General features: G+C 71.1%; 19 protein-coding genes and 1 pseudogene. 9 read left to right on the plus strand and 11 right to left on the minus strand.

Going from position 1 to position 22,472, the window contains the following annotated elements; all coding sequences use genetic code 11:
* Positions 1 to 25: 25 nt before the first annotated feature.
* Positions 26 to 1,858: an AMP-dependent synthetase/ligase gene (locus ABT342_RS07440; RefSeq protein ID WP_351568395.1), complete on the minus strand. Its 1,833-nt coding sequence runs from the start codon at positions 1,856 to 1,858 to the stop codon at positions 26 to 28.
* A gap of 103 nt (positions 1,859 to 1,961) precedes the next feature.
* Between ABT342_RS07440 and ABT342_RS07445 the strand changes: the two genes are divergently transcribed.
* Entirely contained in the window at positions 1,962 to 2,705 is a 744-nt protein-coding gene (locus tag ABT342_RS07445; RefSeq protein ID WP_351568398.1) for a MerR family transcriptional regulator, read from the plus strand.
* A 77-nt stretch (positions 2,706 to 2,782) separates the two neighbouring features.
* Here the strand turns inward: ABT342_RS07445 and ABT342_RS07450 are convergent, their stop codons facing one another.
* From ABT342_RS07450 to ABT342_RS07470, 5 genes and pseudogenes are all read right to left on the minus strand, one after another.
* On the minus strand, positions 2,783 to 4,957 hold the full coding sequence (locus tag ABT342_RS07450) for a 3-hydroxyacyl-CoA dehydrogenase NAD-binding domain-containing protein (protein ID WP_351568401.1): 2,175 nt from the start codon (positions 4,955 to 4,957) through the stop codon (positions 2,783 to 2,785).
* 40 nt (positions 4,958 to 4,997) lie between these two features.
* Positions 4,998 to 6,212 (minus strand): acetyl-CoA C-acetyltransferase, encoded by a 1,215-nt coding sequence (locus tag ABT342_RS07455; RefSeq protein WP_351568404.1) that lies wholly within the window; start codon positions 6,210 to 6,212, stop codon positions 4,998 to 5,000.
* Positions 6,213 to 6,263: 51 nt separating this feature from the next.
* Positions 6,264 to 7,406, minus strand: a complete 1,143-nt coding sequence (locus ABT342_RS07460) for an acyl-CoA dehydrogenase family protein (RefSeq protein WP_351568406.1) — start codon at positions 7,404 to 7,406, stop codon at positions 6,264 to 6,266.
* A 22-nt stretch (positions 7,407 to 7,428) separates the two neighbouring features.
* Positions 7,429 to 8,453, minus strand: a pseudogene (locus ABT342_RS07465) (LLM class F420-dependent oxidoreductase).
* Positions 8,453 to 9,622: a CaiB/BaiF CoA transferase family protein gene (locus ABT342_RS07470; protein WP_351568409.1), complete on the minus strand. Its 1,170-nt coding sequence runs from the start codon at positions 9,620 to 9,622 to the stop codon at positions 8,453 to 8,455. The pseudogene ABT342_RS07465 and the gene ABT342_RS07470 overlap by 1 nt, the downstream one beginning before the upstream one ends.
* Positions 9,623 to 9,919: 297 nt before the next feature.
* Between ABT342_RS07470 and ABT342_RS07475 the strand changes: the two genes are divergently transcribed.
* Positions 9,920 to 11,110 (plus strand): saccharopine dehydrogenase family protein, encoded by a 1,191-nt coding sequence (locus tag ABT342_RS07475; RefSeq protein WP_351568412.1) that lies wholly within the window; start codon positions 9,920 to 9,922, stop codon positions 11,108 to 11,110.
* 115 nt (positions 11,111 to 11,225) lie between these two features.
* Here the strand turns inward: ABT342_RS07475 and mmpA are convergent, their stop codons facing one another.
* Positions 11,226 to 11,357, minus strand: a complete 132-nt coding sequence (mmpA, locus tag ABT342_RS07480) for a morphogenic membrane protein MmpA (protein WP_351568414.1) — start codon at positions 11,355 to 11,357, stop codon at positions 11,226 to 11,228.
* Positions 11,358 to 11,430: 73 nt separating this feature from the next.
* The gene (locus tag ABT342_RS07485) at positions 11,431 to 12,111 is read right to left on the minus strand and encodes an endonuclease V (protein WP_351568415.1); all 681 of its coding nucleotides are present in this window, start codon (positions 12,109 to 12,111) and stop codon (positions 11,431 to 11,433) included.
* Between the two features lie 40 nt (positions 12,112 to 12,151).
* Here ABT342_RS07485 and ABT342_RS07490 point away from each other — a divergent pair, with 40 nt between their 5' ends.
* The 3 genes from ABT342_RS07490 (at position 12,152) to ABT342_RS07500 (ending at position 15,000) form a co-directional block, all read left to right on the plus strand.
* Positions 12,152 to 12,448 carry a YciI family protein gene (locus ABT342_RS07490; protein ID WP_351568417.1) on the plus strand — a complete coding sequence of 99 codons (297 nt, stop codon included), beginning with the start codon at positions 12,152 to 12,154 and terminating at the stop codon, positions 12,446 to 12,448.
* A gap of 213 nt (positions 12,449 to 12,661) precedes the next feature.
* Positions 12,662 to 13,078 (plus strand): spore wall synthesis regulator SsgD, encoded by a 417-nt coding sequence (gene ssgD / locus ABT342_RS07495; protein ID WP_351568420.1) that lies wholly within the window; start codon positions 12,662 to 12,664, stop codon positions 13,076 to 13,078.
* 269 nt (positions 13,079 to 13,347) lie between these two features.
* Complete coding sequence (locus ABT342_RS07500) at positions 13,348 to 15,000, plus strand: ABC-F family ATP-binding cassette domain-containing protein (protein WP_351568423.1); 1,653 nt, start codon at positions 13,348 to 13,350, stop codon at positions 14,998 to 15,000.
* 65 nt (positions 15,001 to 15,065) lie between these two features.
* Here ABT342_RS07500 and ABT342_RS07505 read toward each other — a convergent pair whose 3' ends face one another.
* Positions 15,066 to 15,965, minus strand: coding sequence for an NAD(P)-dependent oxidoreductase (locus tag ABT342_RS07505; protein WP_351568426.1), 900 nt, complete (start codon positions 15,963 to 15,965; stop codon positions 15,066 to 15,068).
* Between the two features lie 124 nt (positions 15,966 to 16,089).
* Here ABT342_RS07505 and ABT342_RS07510 point away from each other — a divergent pair, with 124 nt between their 5' ends.
* From ABT342_RS07510 to ABT342_RS07520, 3 genes are all read left to right on the plus strand, one after another.
* Positions 16,090 to 16,674, plus strand: coding sequence for a TetR/AcrR family transcriptional regulator (locus tag ABT342_RS07510; protein WP_351568429.1), 585 nt, complete (start codon positions 16,090 to 16,092; stop codon positions 16,672 to 16,674).
* Between the two features lie 286 nt (positions 16,675 to 16,960).
* Entirely contained in the window at positions 16,961 to 17,737 is a 777-nt protein-coding gene (gene ddaH, locus ABT342_RS07515; RefSeq protein WP_351568432.1) for a dimethylargininase, read from the plus strand.
* A 203-nt stretch (positions 17,738 to 17,940) separates the two neighbouring features.
* A complete protein-coding gene (locus ABT342_RS07520) occupies positions 17,941 to 18,915 on the plus strand; it encodes an acyl-ACP desaturase (RefSeq protein ID WP_351568435.1) in 975 nt (324 codons plus the stop codon).
* Between the two features lie 63 nt (positions 18,916 to 18,978).
* On the opposite strand, the gene ABT342_RS07525 is transcribed toward ABT342_RS07520, so the two are convergent.
* Positions 18,979 to 20,154 (minus strand): putative Ig domain-containing protein, encoded by a 1,176-nt coding sequence (locus tag ABT342_RS07525; RefSeq protein WP_351568438.1) that lies wholly within the window; start codon positions 20,152 to 20,154, stop codon positions 18,979 to 18,981.
* A gap of 108 nt (positions 20,155 to 20,262) precedes the next feature.
* Complete coding sequence (locus ABT342_RS07530; RefSeq protein WP_351568441.1) at positions 20,263 to 21,153, minus strand: LysR family transcriptional regulator; 891 nt, start codon at positions 21,151 to 21,153, stop codon at positions 20,263 to 20,265.
* Between the two features lie 461 nt (positions 21,154 to 21,614).
* Between ABT342_RS07530 and ABT342_RS07535 the strand changes: the two genes are divergently transcribed.
* Positions 21,615 to 22,472, plus strand: an 858-nt coding sequence (locus ABT342_RS07535) for a nitronate monooxygenase (protein ID WP_351568444.1), incomplete at its 3' end; no start/stop codon positions are given.

A 22,472-nucleotide genomic window follows, 5' to 3' on the forward strand; every position in this document is an offset into this window, starting at 1 on the left:
CTACCGTACGAGGCACCACTGACAGTCACCCCTCGCCGGTGTACAGGGCCTCGATCAGCTCGGCGTACTTCTCGCGGATCACCCGGCGCCGCAGCTTCAGCGAGGGTGTCAGCTCACCCGTGTCGGGACCCCACTCCTCGCTCAGCAGCCGGTAGCGCTTGATCTGCTCCGGGCGGCTGAGCCGGGCGTTCGCGGCCGTGACCGCACGCTCGATCTCCTCCCGTACGGCGGGATGCGCGGCCAGATCCCCCGTGCCCCCATCGAGGCCGTGGGCGACCGCCCAGGCGGACGCCACCTCTCCGTCGAGCACCAGCAGGGCCACCAGATAGGGGCGTTCGTCGCCGTGCACCAGGGCCTGGCCGATCAGGGGGTGTTCCTTGAGGGCGTTCTCGACGAGTGCCGGGGCGACGTTCTTTCCCGAGGAGGTGACGATCAACTCCTTCTTGCGGTCGGTGAGCCACAGATAGCCGTCCTCGTCGATCCGGCCGACGTCACCCGTCGCGAACCAGCCGTCCGCGTCGCGCGCACTCTCCACTCCCCCGTCGCCGCGCAGATATCCGGCGAAGACCGTCTCTCCGCGTACCAGGATCTCGCCGTCGTCCGCGATCCTCAGCTCCACACCGACGATGGGCCGGCCCACCGAGCCCAGGCGGAAGCCCGCCGTGGGGCTGTTGGCGGTACAGACGCCGACCGTCTCGGTCAGCCCCCAGGCGTCCATGATCACGATCCCGAATCCGGCCCAGAACCGCACCACATCGGGCGGCATCGGCGCCGACGCGCTCGCCGTCCACACCAGCCGGTCGAACCCGGCGAGCGCGAGTAACGGGTCGAGCACCTGCTCCTTCAGCTTCCGGTACGCGGCATCGAGCTCGGCGGGTGGCGTCTCACCGCGCTCCCGGTGGCCGATGTGCTCGCGAGCCACCTCCGCCGCCGCGTCGATCGCCGCGCGCTGCTCGGCCGGCAGCATCTCAAGGGCCGCCCGCACTCCGGCCGCCAGCTTCTCCCACACCCTCGGCACTCCGAAGAACTGCGCCGGGCGCAGTTCGCGGACGGCCCCGGCGACCGCCGTCGGATCGGCGCACAGATACACGTGCGAGGCCCGGAAGACCGGCAGATAGATCCCGAGCATGCGCTCCGCGATGTGCGCGAAGGGGAGATAGCAGATGTGCTCGACGTGGGCGGGGAGTTCGACGACCCGGTCCAGACAGAGCGCGTTGGTGATCACATGGCGGTGAGTGAGGGGAACGCCCTTGGGGTCGCCGGTCGTCCCGGAGGTGTAGACGACGGTGAGCGGGTCGCCCGCTCGCGTCTCGCGCCACCCCTTCTCGAACGACTCGGGCCGGTGCAGCCGCGCCCCGGTCGCGTACAGCGAACCGTACGCCCGGTGCGGCCCCGCCTCGGCCGCCTCCACGACGACCAGCTTCCGCAGGGGTACGTCTCCGTCGGCAAGCAGCGGCTCCCAGAGCTCGCGCTCCCGCGCGCCTTCGACGACCGCGAACCGGGCACCGCTCAGCCGCGCGATATGGGCGATCTGCTCGGACGCCGCCGTGCCGTAGACCGTGACGGGGATCGCGCCGAGGTGGCTGAGTGCGAGGTCGGTCAGCCAGTGTTCCGGCCGGTTGCTCATCATCATCAGGACCTGCTCGCCGCGCTCGACTCCGAGCGCCGCGTATCCGGCCGCGAGGACGGCGGTCTTCCGGCGCACCTCGCGCCAGGTGAGGGTGGTCCAGCCGGCGCCGGCGGCATCCCGCCAGGAGAGGGCGGGCAGATCGCCGTGGTCCTCGGCGTTGCGCAGCAGCAGAGCGGGGAGGGTGAGCGCGTCCGGGTCGCCCCCGGGAAGCCGCAGGATCGTGGTCATGACCGCCTCCTGTCGCCGTCGAATGCGCGGGACGCTTTCACAACACTGGTGAGACAGCAATACTGTTGCACCGGATTGGTGCGTACGCGGAGCGAGGAGAGCCATGGCGACCGAGACCGAGGAGCCGACGCAGCCGACTCTGACCGTGGACGAACTGGCCACGCGCGCCGGTGTCACCGTGCGCACGATCCGCTTCTACAGCACGCGGGGTCTGCTCCCGCCGCCGGTGATCGGCGCGCGCCGGGTCGGGCGGTACGGCCCGGATCACCTCTCCCGGCTGGCCCTGATCGAGGAGTTGCAGCACCAGGGCATGACGCTGGCCGCGATCGAACGCTACCTGGAGCAGCTGCCGCCCGATCTGAGCGCCCAGGATCTCGCGATCCACCGTGCCCTGGTGGCCTCGTGGGCGCCCGAGTCCGCCGAGGAGGTCCCCCGCTCCGAACTCGAACGCCGCGCCGGGCGTCCCCTGTCGGACCAGGACGTCGACCGGCTCGCGGCGATGGGCGTCCTCGACCGCGGCAGCGTCCCCGACGCGTTCCGGCTGGACGGCGGGCTGCTGCGGCTCGGGGTGGAGCTGCTGGACGTACCGATAGCGCACGAGACGATCCTCGCCTCCCGCACGGTGCTGCTGGAGCACTCCAGGGCGGCGGCGCACGAGCTGACCCGCCTCTTCCGCGACGAGGTGTGGAATCCGTACCGGGAGCGCGAGTCGGACCCCGATCATGTGGCGGCGATGAAGTCCCTGTCGGCACATATGCAGCCGATGGTGATACAGGCGCTGGTGACGGCGTTCCAGCGGTCACTGCGGGAGGAACTGCGGGAGGCGTTCGGCGCCGACGGGAGGTAGGGGCCCACCTGCGGCGGGCCCCCTCGCCTCTCACACCTGGGGGCGACGGTGCGGGGCGGTAGGTCCCCGGACCGGGGTCAGGCGTCGGTGAAGACCTCTCCCCTCTCGGCCTTGGCCAGCAGCAGGGCCGGCGGCTCGAAGCGGGCGCCGTAGCGCTTGGCCAGCTCGCGCGCGCGGGCGACGAAGCCGGGGAGGCCGCCCTCGTAGCCGTTGATGTACTGGAGAACACCGCCCGTCCAGGCCGGGAAGCCGATGCCCATGATGGAGCCGATGTTGGCGTCGGCGACCGACGTCAGCACGCCCTCCTCGAGGCAGCGCACCGTGTCGAGCGCCTCGGAGAAGAGCATCCGCTCCTTCATGTCGGTGAACGGCACATCCACGTCCGGCTTGCCGAAGTGCTCGCGCAGGCCCGGCCACAGAGCCGTCCGCCTGCCGTCCGCGTAGTCGTAGAAGCCCGCTCCGCCGCTGCGGCCCGTGCGTCCGAACTCGTCGACCATGCGGTCGATCACCGCGTCCGACGGGTGTCCGGCCCAGGTGCCGCCCGCCTCCTCGACGGCTCGTCGCGTCTCGTTACGGATCTTGCGCGGGAGGGTGAGGGTCAGCTCGTCCATCAGCGAGAGCACCTTCGCCGGGTAGCCGGCCTGGGCCGCGGCCTGTTCGACCGACGCGGGCTCGATGCCCTCGCCGACCATCGCGACGCCCTCGTTGATGAACTGGCCGATGACGCGCGAGGTGAAGAAGCCGCGCGAGTCGTTGACGACGATCGGGGTCTTGTTGATCTGGCGGACCAGGTCGAAGGCGCGGGCGAGCGCCTCGTCGCCGGTCCGCTCGCCCTTGATGATCTCGACGAGCGGCATCTTGTCGACGGGCGAGAAGAAGTGGAGTCCGATGAAGTCGACGGGGCGGTCGACGCCCTCGGCGAGCAGCGTGATCGGCAGGGTCGAGGTGTTGGAGCACAGCAGCGCGTCCGGCTCCACGATCTCCTGGATCTCCTGGAACACCTTGTGCTTGAGCGCCGGGTCCTCGAAGACCGCCTCGATGACGGCGTCGCAGCCCGCGAGATCGGCGGGGTCGGCGGTCGGGGTGATCCGGGCGAGCAGCTCGGCGCGCTTGGCCTCGGTCGTACGGCCCCGGCTCAGGGCCTTGTCCAGCAGCCGCTGCGCGTACTCCTTGCCGCGCTCGGCGGCGTCGATGCCCACATCCTTGAGGACGACCTCGATACCGGCCTTGGCGCAGGAGTACGCGATCCCCGCGCCCATCATCCCGGCGCCGAGGACGGCGACCTTGCGGACCTTGCGCGGTGCGACGCCCTGCGGGCGGCTGCGGCCCGCGTTGACCGCCTGGAGGTCGAAGAAGAACGCCTGGATCATGTTCTTGGCGGTCTGCCCGGTGACCAGCTCGGTGAAGTACCGGGCCTCGATCGTCAGGGCGGTCTCGAAGTCGACCTGGGAGCCTTCGACGGCGCAGGCGAGGATGTTGCGCGGGGCCGGGTAGGGGGCGCCGTTCAGCTGCTTCTTGAGGTTGGCCGGGAACGCGGGCAGGTTGGCGGCGAACTTCGGGTTCGACGGCGTACCGCCGGGGATCTTGTAGCCGGGCACGTCCCAGGGCTGCTGTGACTCGGGGTGGGCGTCGATGAAGGCGCGCGCCTTGGCGAGCATGTCCTCGGGGGTGGCGGCCACTTCGTGGACCAGGCCGTTCTCCAGGGCCCGCCGGGGCGAGTACTGCGTGCCCTGGAGCAGCACCTTGAGCAGCGCGTCGGCGATGCCCATGAGGCGTACGGTGCGGGTGACACCGCCGCCGGCGGGGAGCAGTCCGAGCGTGACCTCGGGCAGGCCGATCTTGGAGCCGGGCGCGTCGAGGGCGATCCGGTGGTGGCTGGCGAGCGCGATCTCGTAGCCTCCGCCCAGCGCCGCGCCGTTGATGGCCGCGACGACCGGCTTGCCGAGGGTCTCGATGCGGCGCAGGGAGCGCTTGATGTCCGTACCGGTGTCGAAGGCGACCTGGGCGTCCTCCGGGCGGAGCCGGATCATGTCCTTGAGGTCGCCGCCCGCGAAGAAGGTCTTCTTGGCCGAGGCGTAGATGATGCCGCGGATGGAGTCCTTCTCGGCCTCCACGCGGTCGGCGATCGCCGCGATGGAGTCCTTGAAGGCCTGGTTCATGGTGTTGGCGGACTGGTTGGGGTCGTCGAGGACGAGGGTGACGATGCCGGTCTCGTCCTGTTCCCAGCGGATGGTGGTGCTCTCGGTGGTCATGGCTGCTTCTCCGTACGGGGGAAGGGGGAGGACGGGACGGTCAGAGACGCTCGACGATCGTGGCGATGCCCATGCCGCCGCCGACGCAGAGCGTGGCGAGGCCGTACCGCTTGTCCTGGCGCTCCAGTTCGTCGATGAGCGAGCCGAGGATCATCGCGCCGGTGGCGCCCAGCGGATGGCCGAGCGCGATGGCTCCGCCGTTGACGTTGACCTTGTCCAGGGAGAGCCCCATGTCCCGGACGAAGCGCAGCACGACGGCCGCGAACGCCTCGTTGATCTCGACCAGGTCGATGTCGTCGATGGTCAGCCCGGCCTTGGCGAGCGCCTTGCGGGTGGCGGGCGCGGGGCCGGTGAGCATGATGGTGGGCTCGGAGCCGGAGACCGCCGCCGCGACGATGCGGGCGCGGGGCGTCAGTCCGTACCGCTCGCCGACCTCCTTCGAGCCGATGGCGACGAGCGAGGCACCGTCCACGATGCCGGAGGAGTTGCCCGCGTGGTGGACGTGGTCGATCTTCTCCACCCAGTGGTACTTCTGCAGTGCGACGGCGTCGAAGCCGCCCATGTCGCCGATGCCCGCGAACGACGGCTTGAGCGCGGCCAGCGAGTCGGCGGTGGTGCCGGGGCGCATGTGCTCGTCGTGGTCCAGCACGACCAGCCCGGTGCGGTCCTTGACCGGGACGACGGAACGGTCGAAGCGGCCGTCCTTCCAGGCAGCGGCGGCCCGCTCCTGCGACAGCGCGGCGTACTCGTCCACGTCGCGCCGCGAGAATCCCTCGATCGTGGCGATCAGGTCGGCGCCGATGCCCTGCGGAACGAATCCGGTGTCGAAGTTGGTCATCGGGTCGGCGAACCAGGCTCCGCCGTCCGAGGCCATCGGCACCCGTGACATCGACTCGACGCCGCCCGCGAGCACCAGGTCCTCCCAGCCGGAGCGGACCTTCATCGCCGCCATGTTGACGGCCTCCAGGCCCGAGGCACAGAAGCGGTTCTCCTGGACGCCCGCGACCGTGTCCGGAAGGCCGGCGGCGACGGCCGCGATACGGGCGATGTCGGAGCCCTGGTCGCCGACCGGGCCGACGACGCCGAGCACGATGTCGTCGATCGCGGCCGGGTCCAGACCGGGGAAGCGGGAGCGGATCTCGTGGATCAGGCCGACGACGAGGTCGATCGGCTTGGTGCCGTGCAGGGCGCCGTTGGCCTTGCCGCGCCCGCGCGGGGTGCGGATCGCGTCGTACACAAACGCTTCGGTACTCACAGCAGAGCCTTTCGCATCACGAATGAGGGGTGAAGCAGCGGAGGGACGGGGTCAGGAGAGCAGAGAGCGGCCGATGATCTCCTTCATGATCTCGGTCGTACCGCCGTAGATCGTCTGGATGCGGCCGTCGGTGAAGGCCTTGGCGACGCGGTACTCGGTCATGTATCCGTATCCGCCGTGCAGCTGGAGACAGCGGTCCGCGACCTTCTTCTGCAGCTCCGTGGCCCACCACTTGGCCATCGAGGCATGCACCGCGTCGAGCTCCCCGTTCGCGTGATCGACGATGCAGCGGTCGAGGAACGCGCGGGTGACGGCGCATTCGGTGGCCATTTCGGCTATCTCGAAGCGGATGTGCTGGAGCCGCGCGAGGGGGCGCCCGAAGGCCTCCCGCTCCTTCACGTACTGGGTGGTGATCTCCAGCAGATACTCGGCGGCGGCGATCCCGGCGACCGCGATGTTCAGCCGCTCCTGCGCCAGGTTGGTCATCAGATGGACGAAGGCGCCGTTCAGCTCGCCGAGGAGATTCTCCTTGGGGACGCGTACGTCGGTGAAGAACAGCTCGGCCGTGTCCTGGGCCTTCTGGCCGATCTTGTCGAGGTTGCGGCCGCGCTCGAAGCCCTTCATGCCGCGCTCGACGACCAGCAGCGACAGGCCGTGCGCGCCGCCCTCGGGGGTCGTCTTCGCGACGACGATGACGAGGTCGGCGAGGATCCCGTTGGAGATGAAGGTCTTGGAGCCGTTCAGCAGCCAGTGGTCGCCCCGGTCCTCCGCGGTGGTGCGGATGCCCTGGAGGTCGGAGCCGGCGCCCGGCTCGGTCATGGCGATGGCCGTGATGATCTCGCCGCTGCAGAAGCCCGGCAGCCAGCGCCGCTTCTGCTCGTCGGTGCCGAGCGAGGTGAGGTACGGGCCGATGATGTCGTTGTGCAGTCCGAGCGCGAGCCCGGGGGCGCCCGCCCGGGTGAATTCCTCGCCGAGCACGGCGCTGTAGCGGAAGTCCGCGTTCCCGCCGCCCCCGTACTCCTCGGGCACGGCGAGCCCGAGCAGTCCCTGCTTGCCCGCCGCCAGCCAGGCGTCGCGCGAGACGATGCCGTCCTGCTCCCACCGGTCGTAGTGCGGCAGGACCTCCTTGGTGAGGAAGGTCCGGACGGTCTCGCGGAACGCGTCGTGCTCGGTACTGAAGATCTGGCGCTTCATTTTCGCGACCCCCTGCTGCCGACTACAGCCAGCCCTTGACGGTTTCGATCAACTCGGCCGGCTCGGGGCCGACGGGAATGACGTTGAGCATGGTGACCCCGGCCGCCCGGAAGGCCTCGACGCGCTCACGCACGTAACCTTCCGGGCCGCACAGTGACATGAGCTCGCAGAGCTCGTCCGGGACGGCCGCCTCGGCCTCCCGCTTCTTCCCGGAGAGATAGAGCTCCTGGATCTTCTTCGCCTCCGCTTCGTAGCCGTAGGCGACGGCGAGGTCGTTGTAGAAGTTCTTGCCGGGTGCGCCCATGCCGCCGACGTACAGCGCGATCTGCGGGCGGGCGAGGTCCCGTACGGCCGCGGCGTCCTCACCGATGGCGAGCAGACCGCCCGCCACGGTCTGCAGCGGGCCGAGCGCGGGGTCGCGCTTCCGTGCCCCCTCGGCGAGGGCCGGGCCCACACCTGGTCGGCCTTCTCTGGGACGAAGAGGGTGGGCAGCCAGCCGTCGGCGATCTCTGCGGTCATCCTGACGTTCGCCGGGCCGAGGGAGGCGACGTACAGCGGGATGGTGTCGCGCACCGGCCTGGTGAGGATCTTCAGCGGCTTGCCGAGGCGGCCGCCCTTCTCGGGAGGCAGCGGCATGTCGGTGATGCCGTGGTGGTCGATGACCTCGCGCCGCCAGATCCGGCGGCAGAGCTCGATCGCCTCGCGGGTGCGGGCGAGCGGCTTGTCGTACGGCTTTCCGTGCCAGCCCTCGACGACCTGCGGGCCTGACGCGCCGAGGCCGAGGATCGCCCGGCCGCCGGAGATCGCGTCGAGGCCCGCTCCGGTCTGGGCGAGGAGCGCGGGAGTGCGGGAGTACACGTTGAGGATGGCCGCGCCGATCTTCATCCGTTCGGTACGGGCGGCCAGATAGCCCATGATCGTGGGCGAGTCGAAGCCGTACGCCTCGGCCACCCAGACGGCATCGAGCCCGGCGGACTCCAGCGCGGCGACCTCGTCGGCCGCCTGGCGCGGATCGCCGGCATAGCTGAGCGGAACGGACAGCTCCATCAGCGGTCCCCCTCCTGCTTCCGGATGCCGGCCACGTCCCAGTCGCGGGCCACCTCGTCGGTGTCGGCTCCCGGCCTGGCGGGCGGGCGGCGCACGGAGCCGGGGGTGGCGGAGAAGCGGGGCGCGGGGGCCGGCTGGGTGATCCCGCCGTGCTCGGTGAAGGTGCCGCGCGCCGCGAGGTGCGGATGGGCCGGGGCCTCGCGCAGCGACAGCACGGGCGCGACACACGCGTCGGAACCCTCGAAGACGGCCGTCCACTCCGCGCGTGTCCTCGTACGGAAGCGGTCGGCGACCGCCGTGCGCAGCTCGCCCCAGCGGGCGAAGTCCTTGCGCGCCGGGACGTCGTCCTTGATACCGAGCAGCTCGATGAACTCGTTGTAGAACTGCTGCTCGAGCGCCCCGACCGCCATGTACTGGCCGTCGGCGGTCTCGTAGTTCCCGTAGAAGGGGCAGCCGCCGTCGAGGAGGTTGGCACCCCGGCGGTCCTGCCAGCCGCCCGCCGCCATCATCCCGTGGATCATGGTGGCGAGATGGGCGGCTCCGTCCACGATCGCCGCGTCCACGACCTGCCCGGTGCCGCCGGGGGTGCGGGCGTGCTGAAGTGCGGCCAGCACGCCGATGACCAGGTAGAGCGAGCCGCCCGCGTAGTCCCCGACGAGGTTGGCGGGGACGGTGGGCGGCTCGTCGGGCTTGCCGATCATGCCGAGGGTGCCGGTGATCGCGATGTACGCGATGTCGTGTCCCGCGCGCTGGGCGAGCGGGCCTTCCTGGCCCCAGCCGGTCATCCGTCCGTACACCAGCTTGGGGTTGCGGGCGTGGCACTCCTCGGGCCCGACGCCGAGGCGCTCGGCGACACCCGGGCGGTAGCCCTCGATGAGGACGTCGGCGCGCTCGACCAGGTCGAGGACCTGCTGCGCTCCGCCGTCGGCCTTGAGGTCGACGAGCACGGAGCGTTTGTTGCGGTTGGTGAGGTCGTAGGCCGGGTCGATGGCGAGGCCGGCGCCGCCGGGCCTGTCGATCCGTACGACGTCGGCGCCGAGGTCGGCGAGAAGCATGGCGGCGAACGGGCCGGGGCCGATTCCGGCCAGCTCGACGACGCGCACTCCGGCCAGCGGGCCGTCGCCCACGGGATCGTGGGAACCGCGGGAACCGTTCACTGTCGCTGCCATCAAACAAGCCCCCAGCACTGTGACACAACTGATGTAACATCAGTGATGTTAAGAACACGTTCCACTCCGCACAAGCCCTGTGGACAAGCGAGCGCTCAGCGGGCGTCGAGCTCCGCGATCAGCGTCTTCGTGGCGATCGCGCGGTGACCACCCAGGGCAAAGGGCCGCACCTACCCCCATTTCGCAGGCGTGTGCTCAGGCGGTGCCGCCATCACGTCCTCCCGGTAGCGCGGACTGTCCCGACTCACGCTAGCCTCGCCCAGCGACATCGGCGCGTGGCGAGCAGCGGAGGGGTCATTGAACAGGCAGAGCGGGCCGGAGCGGCCGTACGACATCGTCCCCTTCGGCGCGACGGGCTTCGTCGGCGCGCTCACCGCGGAGTACCTCGCGGCCCATGCGCCCGAGGGCTGCCGCTGGGCCATCGCGGGACGCAGCCGGCCGAAGCTGGAGCGGCTGCGCGAGCGGCTCGCCGCGATCGACCCGGCGTGCGCCGGGCTGCCCGTGCTCGTCGCGGACGCGGCCGATGACGACGCGCTGCGCGAGCTCGCCGAATCCACCCACGTCCTCGCCACGACCGTGGGCCCGTACGTCCGCTACGGGGAAGGGCTGGTCGCCGCCTGCGCGGAGGCCGGGACGGACTACGCGGACCTCACCGGTGAGCCGGAGTTCATCGACACGATGTTCGTACGGCACGACGCCCGTGCCCGCGAAACCGGCGCGCGGATCGTGCACGCCTGCGGATTCGACTCGGTGCCGCACGACCTCGGCGCGTACTTCACCGTCCAGCAGCTCCCCGAGGACGTCCCCCTGCGGGTCGACGGTTTCGTCAGCGCGGGCGGCATGTTCTCCGGCGGTACGTTCGCCTCGGCGCTCACCGTGATGGGCCGGCAGCGGGAGGGAGCGCGGGCCGCGCGGGAGCGGCGGCTGCACGAGCCGCGACTGGTCGGCCGCAGGGCGCGGGCTCCGCTGGGCGCCCCCCGGTTCAGCAAGGAGACCGCCACCTGGGCGCTGCCCCTGCCGACGCTGGATCCGCAGGTCGTGGCCCGTTCCGCGCGGGCACTGGAGCGGTACGGCCCCGACTTCCAGTACCGCCACTACGCCTCGGTCAAGACGCTCCCGGTCGCGCTGGCCGGGCCCGTCGCGCTCGGCGCCCTGGCCGCGCTCGCCCAGCTCCCACCCGCCCGCGCCTGGCTGATGGACCGTTACGAACCGGGCAGCGGCCCCAGTGCCGAGCTGCGCGAACGCAGCTGGTTCCGGGTCCGCTTCGTCGGCGAGGGCGGCGGTCGGCGGGTCTTCACGGAGGTCTCGGGCGGCGACCCCGGATACGGAGAGACGGCGAAGATGCTCGCCGAGTCGGTACTCAGCCTCGCCTTCGACGAGCTGCCGCGGACCGCGGGGCAGGTGACCACGGCGGCCGCGATGGGCGACGCGCTGATCGAGCGGCTGCGCGCCGCCGGGATCGTGTTCCGCGTCGCCGACTCGCGCTGAAGCGCTCCACCGGAAGTCCGGTGCGATACCCGCGGGTGCGTCGTGGCTGGTCGCGCCCACACGGCGGAGCCGCACATCGATACAGCCCCGCGCCCCTTCGGGGCCCTGCCCAGGGTCAGGAAGTGAGCGTGTAGATCATCGAGCCGATCCAGATCGTCCCGGCCGCCATGGCGAGGAGCAGAACGGCGATCACGCCCCTCTCCACGGGCGTGGTCTTGGGGTCGGCGGTGGTTCGGTGTGCAGTCATGCGGGACAGCCTGCCGGTCATGGCGATCGGCGGGCATCCGTACAGATACTCAGATCCGGGTGGGAGATCCTGCTCAGGCGGTCGCCTCCCGCAGCGCCCGGCGGCACAGGGCGTCCGCCCTGCGGGTCGATTCCGGGAGCCGGAAGTCCGGGGCGAGCGCGAGGGTGTGGGCGCAGGCGTTGTCGAGCGAGACGCGGTGTCCGACGGAGACGTACACCGGCTTGACGCCGTCCTGGGTGCGCAGTGCCCGGCCGACCTCCTCGCCGTCGTCCGCGACCAGCGGCGAGGTGTCCCCGCGCCGGTCGCCGGGCGGGTCGTACGAGAAGGTGAACGGGTTCTTGGCGACCCCGATCACCGGCAGGCCGGTGAGCACCCCGAGGTGGCTGGCCAGCCCGAAGCGGCGGGGGTGAGCCCGGCCGTACCCGTCGCAGACGACCAGTCCCGGGCCGGTGCGCAGCGACTCCAGCGCGGCCAGCACGGTCGGGATCTCCCGGAAGGCGAGCAGTCCGGGTACGTAGGGGAAGGCGACCCGGCCCGCCGCCGTGGTCTCCTCGACGACGTCGAGCGTACGGGCGTCGAGGACGACGGCGGCCGCGACGACGAGGTCACGCGCGTCGTCGTAGGCCACGTCGACCCCGGTGACGAGGCCCGCACCGGGCGGCGGGCCGTACTCGTCCCGTACGACGCGGGCGCGCAGCTCGTCCTGGATGGCCCTGGCCTCGGTCTCGTCGGCGGGTGTCCTGATCGTGGTCATGATGAGCCCCACCTTAGACACCCCGGATAACCTGCCGATCATGTTCGTAATGGAATTGACCTACATTGCCTCTGTCGAACGTGCGGACGAGCTCCTCGAGGCGCATGTGGCCTGGCTGGACGCCCTCTACGAGGAGGGCGTCGTCATCGCCTCCGGCCGCAAGAACCCGCGTGACGGAGGGGTGCTGCTGGCCGTCGGCTCCGACCGCGCACGGATCGAGGAGATCGCGGCGACGGATCCGTTCGTGACGGGCGGGGTGTGCGAGTACCGGATCACGGAGTTCATCGCGACGAAGACGGCGCCGGAGCTGGAGCGGTACCGGCAGCAGCCGCTGTAGGGGCGTCGTCCGCGGCGCGGGCAGCGGCCCGGCCCCGCCCCTGCCGCCGGGCCGCGGCGACGCGTCCCCGCCCGGGGCCCCGGTTTCCGCGCGGGGCGGTGACGCACCTCACTCCCCCAACCTCTCCCGGCCGATGCACGGATTTCGTCGTTCCGTCGTCCTTCTCTGTGCGAGGAGCCGTAACCCCGCCGCAAGAAGAGAGGGAGCAGGCCTTTGTCCAGCGTCATCGAGCAGGCCGTGCAGGCCCGGCTGGTCGCCGCCGCGCCGCACATGGAATCCGTGGACGTGACCCTGCGCTACGACATCGGTGATCCGTTCGCCGTGAGCATCGCGTTCCCCGGCCCGGCGACCCTCGAGGGGACCGATGTCTCGTGGGCGTTCTCGCGGGAGCTGCTCGCGGCGGGGGTGGAGGGCCCGGCCGGGATGGGGGACGTGCGGGTGCGGCCGTACGGATACGACCGTACGGTGCTGGAGTTCCACGCCCCGGAGGGCATGGCGATGGTGCACATCCGCACCTGCGAGGTGCGCCGCTTCCTGGAGCGGTCGCAAGGGGTCGTGCCCACCGGGCACGAACACCTGCATCTGCGCCTGGACGAGGACCTCGCCGAGCTGATCCGCGACGCCTGCTGAACAAGACGCCTGCCCAATAAATCGATTGCCGCCCCGCAGGGGCGGACGTAGTGTCGTCACTGGCCCTGATGTCGTCGGATCGGAGAAGGACATTGCTCGTCTGAGGTTTTGAGACACCGTGTCGCGCGGCTGCTGCCCGCGTGTCCCGTGTGCGACCTCGGCGTACGAGCGTATGTGCCGTCCCGTCTCCCGGACCAGGGCCTTTGTGCTGTCTTGACCGGTGTCTCACCCGTTGCTTCCACCCCTTCCACCGCAACAGGGAGACGCCTATGTCTACATTCCCCACCTCCATCACCTGCACCTCGCTGTCCTTCTCCTGGCCGGACGGCACCCCCGGCAGCCCGGCCTTCGACGACTTCCATCTCGCGGTCGGGCCCGGAAGGACCGGTCTGATCGGGCTCAACGGCTCCGGGAAGTCGACGCTGCTGCGCCTGCTCGCCGGGGAACTCACCCCGGCCTCCGGGGTGGTACGGGTCGCGGGCGAGATCGGGTACCTGCCGCAGAACCTGGTGCTCGACACGGCACTTCGGGTGGACGAGGCGCTCGGTATCGCGGCCACACGCGCCGCGCTGCACGCCATCGAGGCGGGCGACGCCGGCGAGGAGCACTTCACGGCGGTCGGTGACGACTGGGACGTGGAGGAGCGGGCGCGCGCGACGCTCGATCAGCTCGGGCTCGGGCACATCGACCTCGACCGGACCATCGGCGAGGTGTCGGGCGGCGAGGGCGTCATGCTGCGACTGGCGGCGCTGCTGCTGGCCCGCCCGGATGTCCTGCTGCTCGACGAGCCGACGAACAACCTCGACCTGTACGCGCGCGGACGGCTGTACGACGCGGTGGATGCCTGGTCCGGAGTGATGGTCGTGGTCAGTCACGACCGTGACCTGCTGGAGCGGGTCGATCAGATCGCCGATCTGCGCGACGGCGAGGTCACCTGGTACGGCGGTTCGTTCTCGGCGTACCAGGAGGCGCTGGCCGTGGAGCAGGAGGCAGCCGAACGCATGGTCCGGGTGGCGGAGGCCGATGTCCGGCGGCAGAAGCGTGAACTGGCGGACGCCCAGGTCAAGCTGGCCCGCCGCAAGCGGTACGGGCAGAAGATGTACGACAACAAGCGCGAGCCGAAGATCGTGATGGGTCAGCGCAAGCGCCAGGCGCAGGTCTCGGCGGGCAAACACCGCATCATGCACACGGAGAAGCTGGGCGAGGCGCGGGAGCGGCTCGACGAGGCGGTGGAGGCGGTGCGCGACGACGACGAGATCCGTATCGAACTGCCGTACACGAAGGTCCATCCGGGCCGTGGGGTGCTGCGGCTGTCGGGCCTGGAGCTGACGTACGGGGCACGGGTCGCGGGCGAGTTCGAGCTCCGCGGCCCGGAGCGGATCGCGCTCGTGGGCCGTAACGGCGCGGGCAAGACGACGCTGTTGCGTACGATAGCCGGGCAACTGGAGCCGGTGGCCGGTGAGGTGACGGCCGAGGTGCCGGTGCGTTATCTGCCCCAGCGTCTGGACGTCCTCGATGACGGGCTCACCGTCGTGGAGAACGTGGCCCGTTTCGCGCCCGCGGCAACGGACAACGCCATCCGGGCGCGTCTGGCGCGGTTCCTGTTCAGGGGCGCGCGTGCGGACCGGCCCGCCGGGACCCTGTCGGGCGGTGAGCGTTTCCGCGCGGCGCTGGCGGCGCTGCTGCTCGCCGAGCCGGCTCCCCAGCTGCTGATGCTGGACGAGCCGACGAACAACCTGGATCTGGCGAGTGTGCGGGCGCTGACGTCGGCGCTGGAGGCGTACGAGGGAGCGCTGATCGTGGCGAGCCACGACGTGCGGTTCCTCCGGTCCGTCGGGATCACCCGCTGGCTGATGCTCGACGGTGAGCTCCGGCCGACCACTGCCGAGGAGGTCGAGCAGGGTCGGCCGGACGGGCCCTAGTCGGACGGCGGACAGGGGACGGCGGCCCGCCGCCCCGGTGCCGAGCCGGTGGAGGATCCCGTTGATCACCTGACGGTGGTCCCGCCACCGGCCGCACCGGCCGTCTTCATCAGCTCCACCAGGCTGGAGAAGCTGTCCGCCGCGTGCCCGGCGTCCATGCCGCGCCGGAACACGGCGGCCACGGCGGCCGGCAGCGCGGTGTCGACACCCGCGTCGGCATTGGTGTGCAGAACGTGTTCGACGCTGGCCATGCCCATGGCCAGCCGGTCCACATCGCCGCTGTGGTCGCCGGCATCGATGCGCTCGGCGTAGAAGGAGAGAAAGTCCGGCATCCCGGTCATGGTGTCCGTGGCGTGCGGGAGGACGTCCGCGGCCGTGAGGCCGTTGGCGTCGGCGAGGGCGATGACCTGCCAGTAGCTGAGCATGGACGTCCAGAACATGACCATGCCCATTTGGTACATGAGCGCGGCCAGGCCGGGATCCTCACCCCGGTAGTCGGTGCCGGTCAGGACTTCGAGGGTGGAGCGGTGCGCCTCGAAGACCTGACGCGGTCCGCTGTAGAAGGTGGATGAGTCGGGCTGTCCGATGCCCGATGGCGGGACAGTGACGCCACCGGTGAGGTGGACCCCGCCGTGCTCGGACACCCACCGTGCCCCGGCGCGGGTCTTCTCCGGGGTGTCGGAGCTGAGATTGACGAGCACGCGGCCGGCCAGGGCGTGGGACGCCGGTTCGAGCACGCTGTACATCGCGTCGTAGTCGGTCAGGCTCAGGACAACCAGCTCGTTGGCCGCCAGGGCGTCCTCGGCGCTCTTCGCGAGTACGGCGCCGCGCGCGACGAGGGCGTCGGCACGGGACGCGGTGCGGTTCCAGACGGTGACGTGGTGACCCTTGTCGAGTAAGGCGTGGACCATTGCCTGCCCCATCGGACCGAGGCCGATGACGGTCACGGGCTGCTTGCTGCTCATGGGAAGGACCTCCGCGATGCAGGGAACGAGAACGAGACTAAAACGAACGCTCTAATGAGAACGCGGAGGCAATGTAGCACGCTCTAAAACGAGCGTTCTAACCAGTGACCAGTAGGGTGTGCCCATGGGACAGACCAGCACCCGGGACCGGATCGTCGTCGCCGCAGCGCGCCTCCTGCAGCGCCAGGGGTATGTCGGCACGGGCATCAAGCAGATCGCCAAGGAGGCGGAGGCCACACTGGGCTCCGTCTACCACTTCTTCCCGGGCGGCAAGGAGGCCGTCGCGGTCGCCGCCATCAACTACAGCGGCGAGGAGTTCGCGGCCGTCCTCCGCGAGGCCCTGGACAGCGAGGACGACCCGGGCGCGGCCGTGGAGGCCTGCGCCCGGCAGCTCGCCGAAGGGCTGCGCGAGTCGGGCTGGACCGACGGCTGCCCGGTCACGGCGGCGGCACTGGAAACCCTGGGGACCGAATCCGGGATCCAGCAGGCATGCGCGGACGCGCTGCGCGGCTGGGAGCAGATGGTCGCCGACAAGCTCCTGCGCTCCGGCTTCCAGGCGCGCGACGCCCGGGAGTTGGCGACCACCGTGATCGGCGCCCTGGAAGGCGCCGAAGTGACGGCCCAGGTCAACCGCAGCGAGGAACCACTACGGGTGACGGGCCGACAACTGGCCCGCTTGATGGGCTCGTACGGAGTGTCCCGCCCGTAACCGGAGGACGGGGCGTCCAGGAGTGACACCACCCCGGCGGCCTGCGCGCTCCTGGCCGTCGCCTGCCGCGCGTGAGCCGACCGTCAGCTGTCCCACCAGGGCGGCGAACGGCATGCCGACGGCGAGGTGGGCGGCACCCGCGCCCGGATTCCGGTCACCCTCAGTGGGAGACGCGCTGTGCGCGGCGTCATGACGCGCGGGAACGCCCCGTGTGGGTCTTTACGGGAGCGGGGACGGGCGGCTAATGATGGGCGCCGTCAGCTCCCTACCCCCGCCAGGAGAGCCCGTGCCGAGTAGAAAAGCCCTGATCCGTCGCCCGAGCCCGCGCCTGGCCGAGGGCCTGGTCACGCATGTCGAGCGCCGCCCCGTCGACACGGAGGCGGCGCTCGTCCAGTGGGAGGCGTACGCGGACGCCCTGCGGGAGCATGGCTGGGAGACGGTGGAGACCGAGCCGGCCGACGACTGCCCGGACGGGGTCTTCATCGAGGACACCGTGGTGATGTTCCGCAACGTGGCGCTCATCGCCCGCTCCGGCGCGGAGTCCCGCCGCCCGGAGACCACGGCCGTCGAGGAGGCGCTCGCCCGGCTCGGCTGCTCGGTGAACTGGGTGTGGGAGCCGGGCACCCTCGACGGCGGTGACGTCCTCAAGATCGGCGACACGGTGTACGTGGGCCGGGGAGGGCGGACCAACGCGACGGGGGTGCAGCAGCTGAGGGCGGCCTTCGAGCCGCTCGGGGCGCGCGTCGTCCCCGTACCCGTGTCGAAGGTCCTGCACCTCAAATCGGCCGTCACGGCCCTGCCGGACGGAACCGTGATCGGGTACGAGCCGCTCGTGGAGCAGCCCGGCCTGTTCCCGCGGTTCCTGCCCGTGCCGGAGGAGTCCGGGGCGCACGTGGTGCTGCTGGGCGGCGGGAAGCTGCTGATGGCGGCGAGCGCGCCGCGGTCGGCGGAGCTGTTCGAGGAACTGGGATATGAACCGGTTCCGGTGGACATCAGCGAGTTCGAGAAGCTCGAAGGCTGCGTGACCTGCCTCTCGGTGCGCCTCCGGGACCTGCATTCATAACAGGACGTAAGGGGACATCGCGCGTCCGGGCTTGGCCCACGGCTTACCCGGCCTTTAACCTACGGTTTCGTAACCTACGAAGCCGTAAGTAGCTCGTCGATCCCCCCTTCATCCGGCGGGTTGCCCACGGCTTCAGCGTTGCCCACGTCCCCGCTGATATCTCGTTGCACTTCCGCTTACGTTCACGTCCCCCAGGAGCACCAGTGACGATCACCTCTCCCCACCTCGGCAGTTCCGAAGCGTGGACGGACGCCCGGCTGCTGTACGCGCTGGAAGAGGTGGTGGAGAAGGAGCTGAACCGGCACCTGAAGGTCACCAAGGACTGGATGCCGCACGAGTACGTCCCGTGGTCCGACGGCCGGAACTTCCCGGGCTTCTTCGAGGACGGCGAGGCCTGGGACCCGTCCCAGTCCAAGGTCACCGAGGTCGGCAAGATCGCCCTCGTGGTCAACCTGCTCACCGAGGACAACCTGCCCAGCTACCACCACGAGATCGCCACGCTCTTCGGCCGCGACGGCGCCTGGGGCACCTGGGTGCACCGCTGGACCGCCGAGGAGGGCCGCCACGGCATCGTGATGCGGGACTACCTGCTGGCATCGCGCGCGGTGGACCCGGACAAGCTGGAGCAGTTCCGGATGGCGCACATGAGCGAGGGCTTCGAGTCGGACAACCGGCACTCGATGCTGCACTCGGTCGCGTACGTCGCGTTCCAGGAGCTCGCCACCCGCATCTCGCACCGCAACACCGGCCACCAGTCGGGCGACCCCGTCTGTGACCGGATGCTGGCCCGGATCGCCACCGACGAGAACCTGCACATGGTCTTCTACCGGAACCTGCTGGGCGCCGCCTTCGAGCTCGCCCCGGATCTGACCATGCAGGCGGTGCGCGACGTGGTCGTCAACTTCCGGATGCCGGGGCACGGCATGCCCGGCTTCGAGCGGGCGGCCGCGCAGATGGCGATCGGCGAGATCTACAACATGCGCATCCACCACGACGACGTACTCCAGCCGGTGCTGCGGTTCCTGAAGGTCATGGAGATCGACGGGCTCGGCCCCGAGGGCGTGAAGGCCCAGGAGGAGCTGGGCCTGTACATGGGCGGGCTGGACTCGGAGGCCCGTAAGTTCGACGAGAAGCTCCTGGCCCGCAAGGCGCGCATGGCGGCTCGCGCGGCGGGCTGAGCGAGCCCCAGAACGACCCGCCCGCTCCAGGGGCCGTCCGGCGGCCCCTGGAGCCGGCCCGCCTCAGAACCAGTTGAGGGTGAGGGGGAAGGCCGTACTCGCCGAGGCGCCGGCCGAGTCGGTCACGGTGGCGGTGATCTGTACCGTTCCCGCAGCCCATGGCTTTCCGCTGACGCGGCCGGTCGAGGCGTCGATCGTGAGGCCGAAGGGCAGTCCTGACGCGCTGTACTTCAGCGGCGCCTTGCCGCCCGTCGCGGTCAGCTGGATCGTGCAGGACTGGTTGAACTTGCACGTCTGCGCACCCGGATCACCCAGTTTGAGATCGCCCGTGGGCGGCGGGGGCTCGTTTTCGCAGCCGGGTGTCGCCTGGGGCGGCAGTGGTACGCGCCAGATCTGCGCGTCGTTCTCCGAGCCCACGAGGAGGGACGCGCAGTCCGCGTAGGTGACGATCTCGCCCTGCGGCTGGGCGGGCAGCGCGACTTCGGCGAGCTTGGTACCGGCGGTGTCGTACACGTGGGCGGTGTTGGCACCCAGCGGGCCGCCGCTGCGCAGCGCGTACGACCTCCCCGTCGGCGAGAACGCGCCGTCCGTGGCGAAGACCGGCCCGGGACGGACCGGGGTGAGCGTGTTCACCTGGCCGGACTGGGGCGGGAGCGGAGCCTTGTAGAGCTGCCCGGCGGCGCCGATCAGCTTGCTCGCCACATACAGCTGCCCCGTCACCGGGTCGGCGAGCAGGGACTCGGCGTCGTGCTTGCCGTCCGAGTAGGCGAACCGGAGGGCCACCGGGGTCACGGTGGCGTTCGTGAGCTGGTCCGGCTCGGGGAAGCTGTAGACCGTGAGCTCGGCCCTGGCGCTGAAGTTGTCGCCGATGTCCCCGACGAGTATCGACGTGCCGCCGCCTGTCGTGGCCTTGCCGACCGCCAGTCCCTCCCAGTCGGTGTTGGTGGCCCCGGAGAGGGTGAAGGTGGCCTTGAGCCGGCCGGTCGGGCCCGCGCAGTCCACGGCGAACACCTGGTTGCTGTTGCCGCTGTCGTTGACGGCGTAGAAGACCCCGGGGTGCCTGGTGCTCATGGCGAGGCCGCTGATCTCGGCCAGCCCCGAGGGGAGCGTGCACCCGCGGTCCGGGGCGAGGGCGGCCGCCCCGGCGGCGGTGGCGGGCGGCGCGCACAGGGCGAGGGCGACGACGGCGGTGACGGCCGTCGTGACCGCGGCACGCGGGGGCGTGAGGAGTCGAGGCATGCGCACAATGTGGCGGCGGGCGGCGACAGGGCCAAGCGCCAACCACGTGCCTTTTGGGTATGGAGTGATGCCGGGTGGGCATGGCGGGCGTCCCCACCGGGCCTCGGATCATCTGACGGGCTCGCGCACCGGCGCGTTGTGCCGGGCATGGGCGATGAAGGCACGTGCGGCCCGGCTCAGGGCGTGGCGGGGATGCACCAGCCCGACGGGGCGCAGCAGCGGCGGGGTGAAGGAGCGGACCTCCACGCGATGGCCGAAGGCCCGTAAGACCACATCCCGGTACCAGATCAGCGATCCGCGGCCGCCCGTCACACTGGTCACCCAGGCGAGTCGCTCGTCGACCTCCAGCGTGGGCACGGGGCGCACGCCGAGGGCGCTGAACATCGCCTCCATTTCCGTACGCCGCCCTGTTCCCGGGGTCGGGAGCACCATCGGCAGACCGTCGAGCAGGCGGAAGGGCACCGGATCGGGCAGCCGGGAGCCGGGTGGGGAGATCAGGACGACCTCGCGCTCCTGGATGTGGTGGACCGACAGCTCCTTGTCCACCGGCAGGTCCACCAGCCCCAGTTCGGCCGTGCCGTCGGCCAGCTCCTGCACCAGCACTTCCCGGCTGTTGCGCTGGTGCAGCCGTACGTCGATACCGGGATGGCGTTCGATGAAGGCCGGTACGAGGTCGGCCGCCAGGTCGAGCGCGAGGGTCGGGGTGGTCACGATGTGCAGGGCGGCGCACGGGCCCTTGTGGGAGGCGCCGATGTCGTCGATCGCCTCCACGGCGTCGAGCACGGTCCGGGCCAGCCGGACCACACGGGTGCCCGCGGGTGTGAGGTCCACGCCGCGGCCGCGCCGGGACAGGAGCTCCACGCCCAGATCACGCTCCATGGCCTGAATGGCGCGGGAGAGGGCGGACTGGGCGACGAAGACCGACGCGGCCGCGCCGGTGATGGAGCGGCGGTCCGCGACGGCCACGAGGTAACGAAGCTGCGCGAGTGTGGGGGTCATGGGCGGACGGTAACGCCGGGAGGGTAAGGGTGTAAGCGCCAGTTAGGTGAACAACCATCCGATCTGGTCCGGCATTTGATGCACGGTCGGCAGTGAGCCATACCGGCACGGCATGAGCGGACGGGGTACGGGCAGTGGCCGACGCGTCGGAAGCGTACCCATGGGGCGCGCAATAGTGCAGGTCAGGGGGCTGACGGCACGATGACGGTCGCCTCTGATCGCACGCTGCGCGGGAGGGGTGGGGCGCACGGGGCCCCGCTGAATGGGCGTTGACAGTGCGAGGCGGCAACCTCACGATGCAACGCGGCGGCGACAGGGCGTAACCGCCGGTCGGCGATGTGCCCGCGGGCACCGCCCGGTCCGCGACATGGCCCGTCGGGTCTCGACGCCCCGTCCCGTACCGCACCCCCCGGTACGACACCGAGCAACGCAGCACGACGCACCCGGAAAAAGGAGCGCCTGTGACCCGCCAGCCGGCCCCGTCCCCGTCCCCCGTCCGCGACCTCGTCGTCGCGCTCACCCCCTTCGAGGAACCCAACCCGCGAATCGTCGCCGCCGCCGAGCGGGCCGGAGCACTCGGCCTGCTGGATCTCGGCCGGGACGCCGCTCTCGCCCGCGGTGCCCTGGCCGAGCTGGCGAAGCTGCTCGGGCCGCGCCCGTACGGCGTGCGCGTACCCGTCGGCTGCCCGACCGGCCCGGACGAGCTGCCGGCGGAGGTGGACACCGTGCTCCTCGCCGACCCCCTCCGGCAGCGCCGGCCTGCCGACTGGGCGGCGGACGGCCACCGCCGGGTCTGGGCCGAGGTGACCGGTCCGCGCGAGGCCGCGGCCGCCGTCGCCGCCGGGGCGGACGGGATCGTCGCCAAGGGCCACGAGGCGGGCGGCCGGGTCGGTGACCTGACCACCTTCGTGCTGGTGCAGCGGCTCCTCGCCGACCCGGACATCCGTGTGCCCGTCCTGGCCCACGGCGGCATCGGCCCGCACACGGCGGCAGCCGCCGTCGCGGGCGGCGCGACGGGGGTCGTGCTCGACACCCAACTGGCCCTCACCACCGAGGGCGAGGACGCGCTGCCGGGACCCGTCGCCGCCGCCCTTCGGGCGATGGACGGCAGCGAGACGGTGCTGCTCGACGGCCATCGGGTGTACACGCGCCCGGACCTGACACTGCCCGCGCAGTGGGCGCCGGGCCACGAACAGCGCCTTCGGACCCGGGAGACCGACGACACGGCGGGCGGCGCCGACCGGGTCACATCCGGAGCGACCGACGACGCACGGCTCGACCGCACGGGGGGCGGAGCGGCGGGCAGCGCCGACCGGGTC

Source organism: Streptomyces sp. NPDC000410 (assembly GCF_040300305.1).
Taxonomy (GTDB): domain Bacteria; phylum Actinomycetota; class Actinomycetes; order Streptomycetales; family Streptomycetaceae; genus Streptomyces.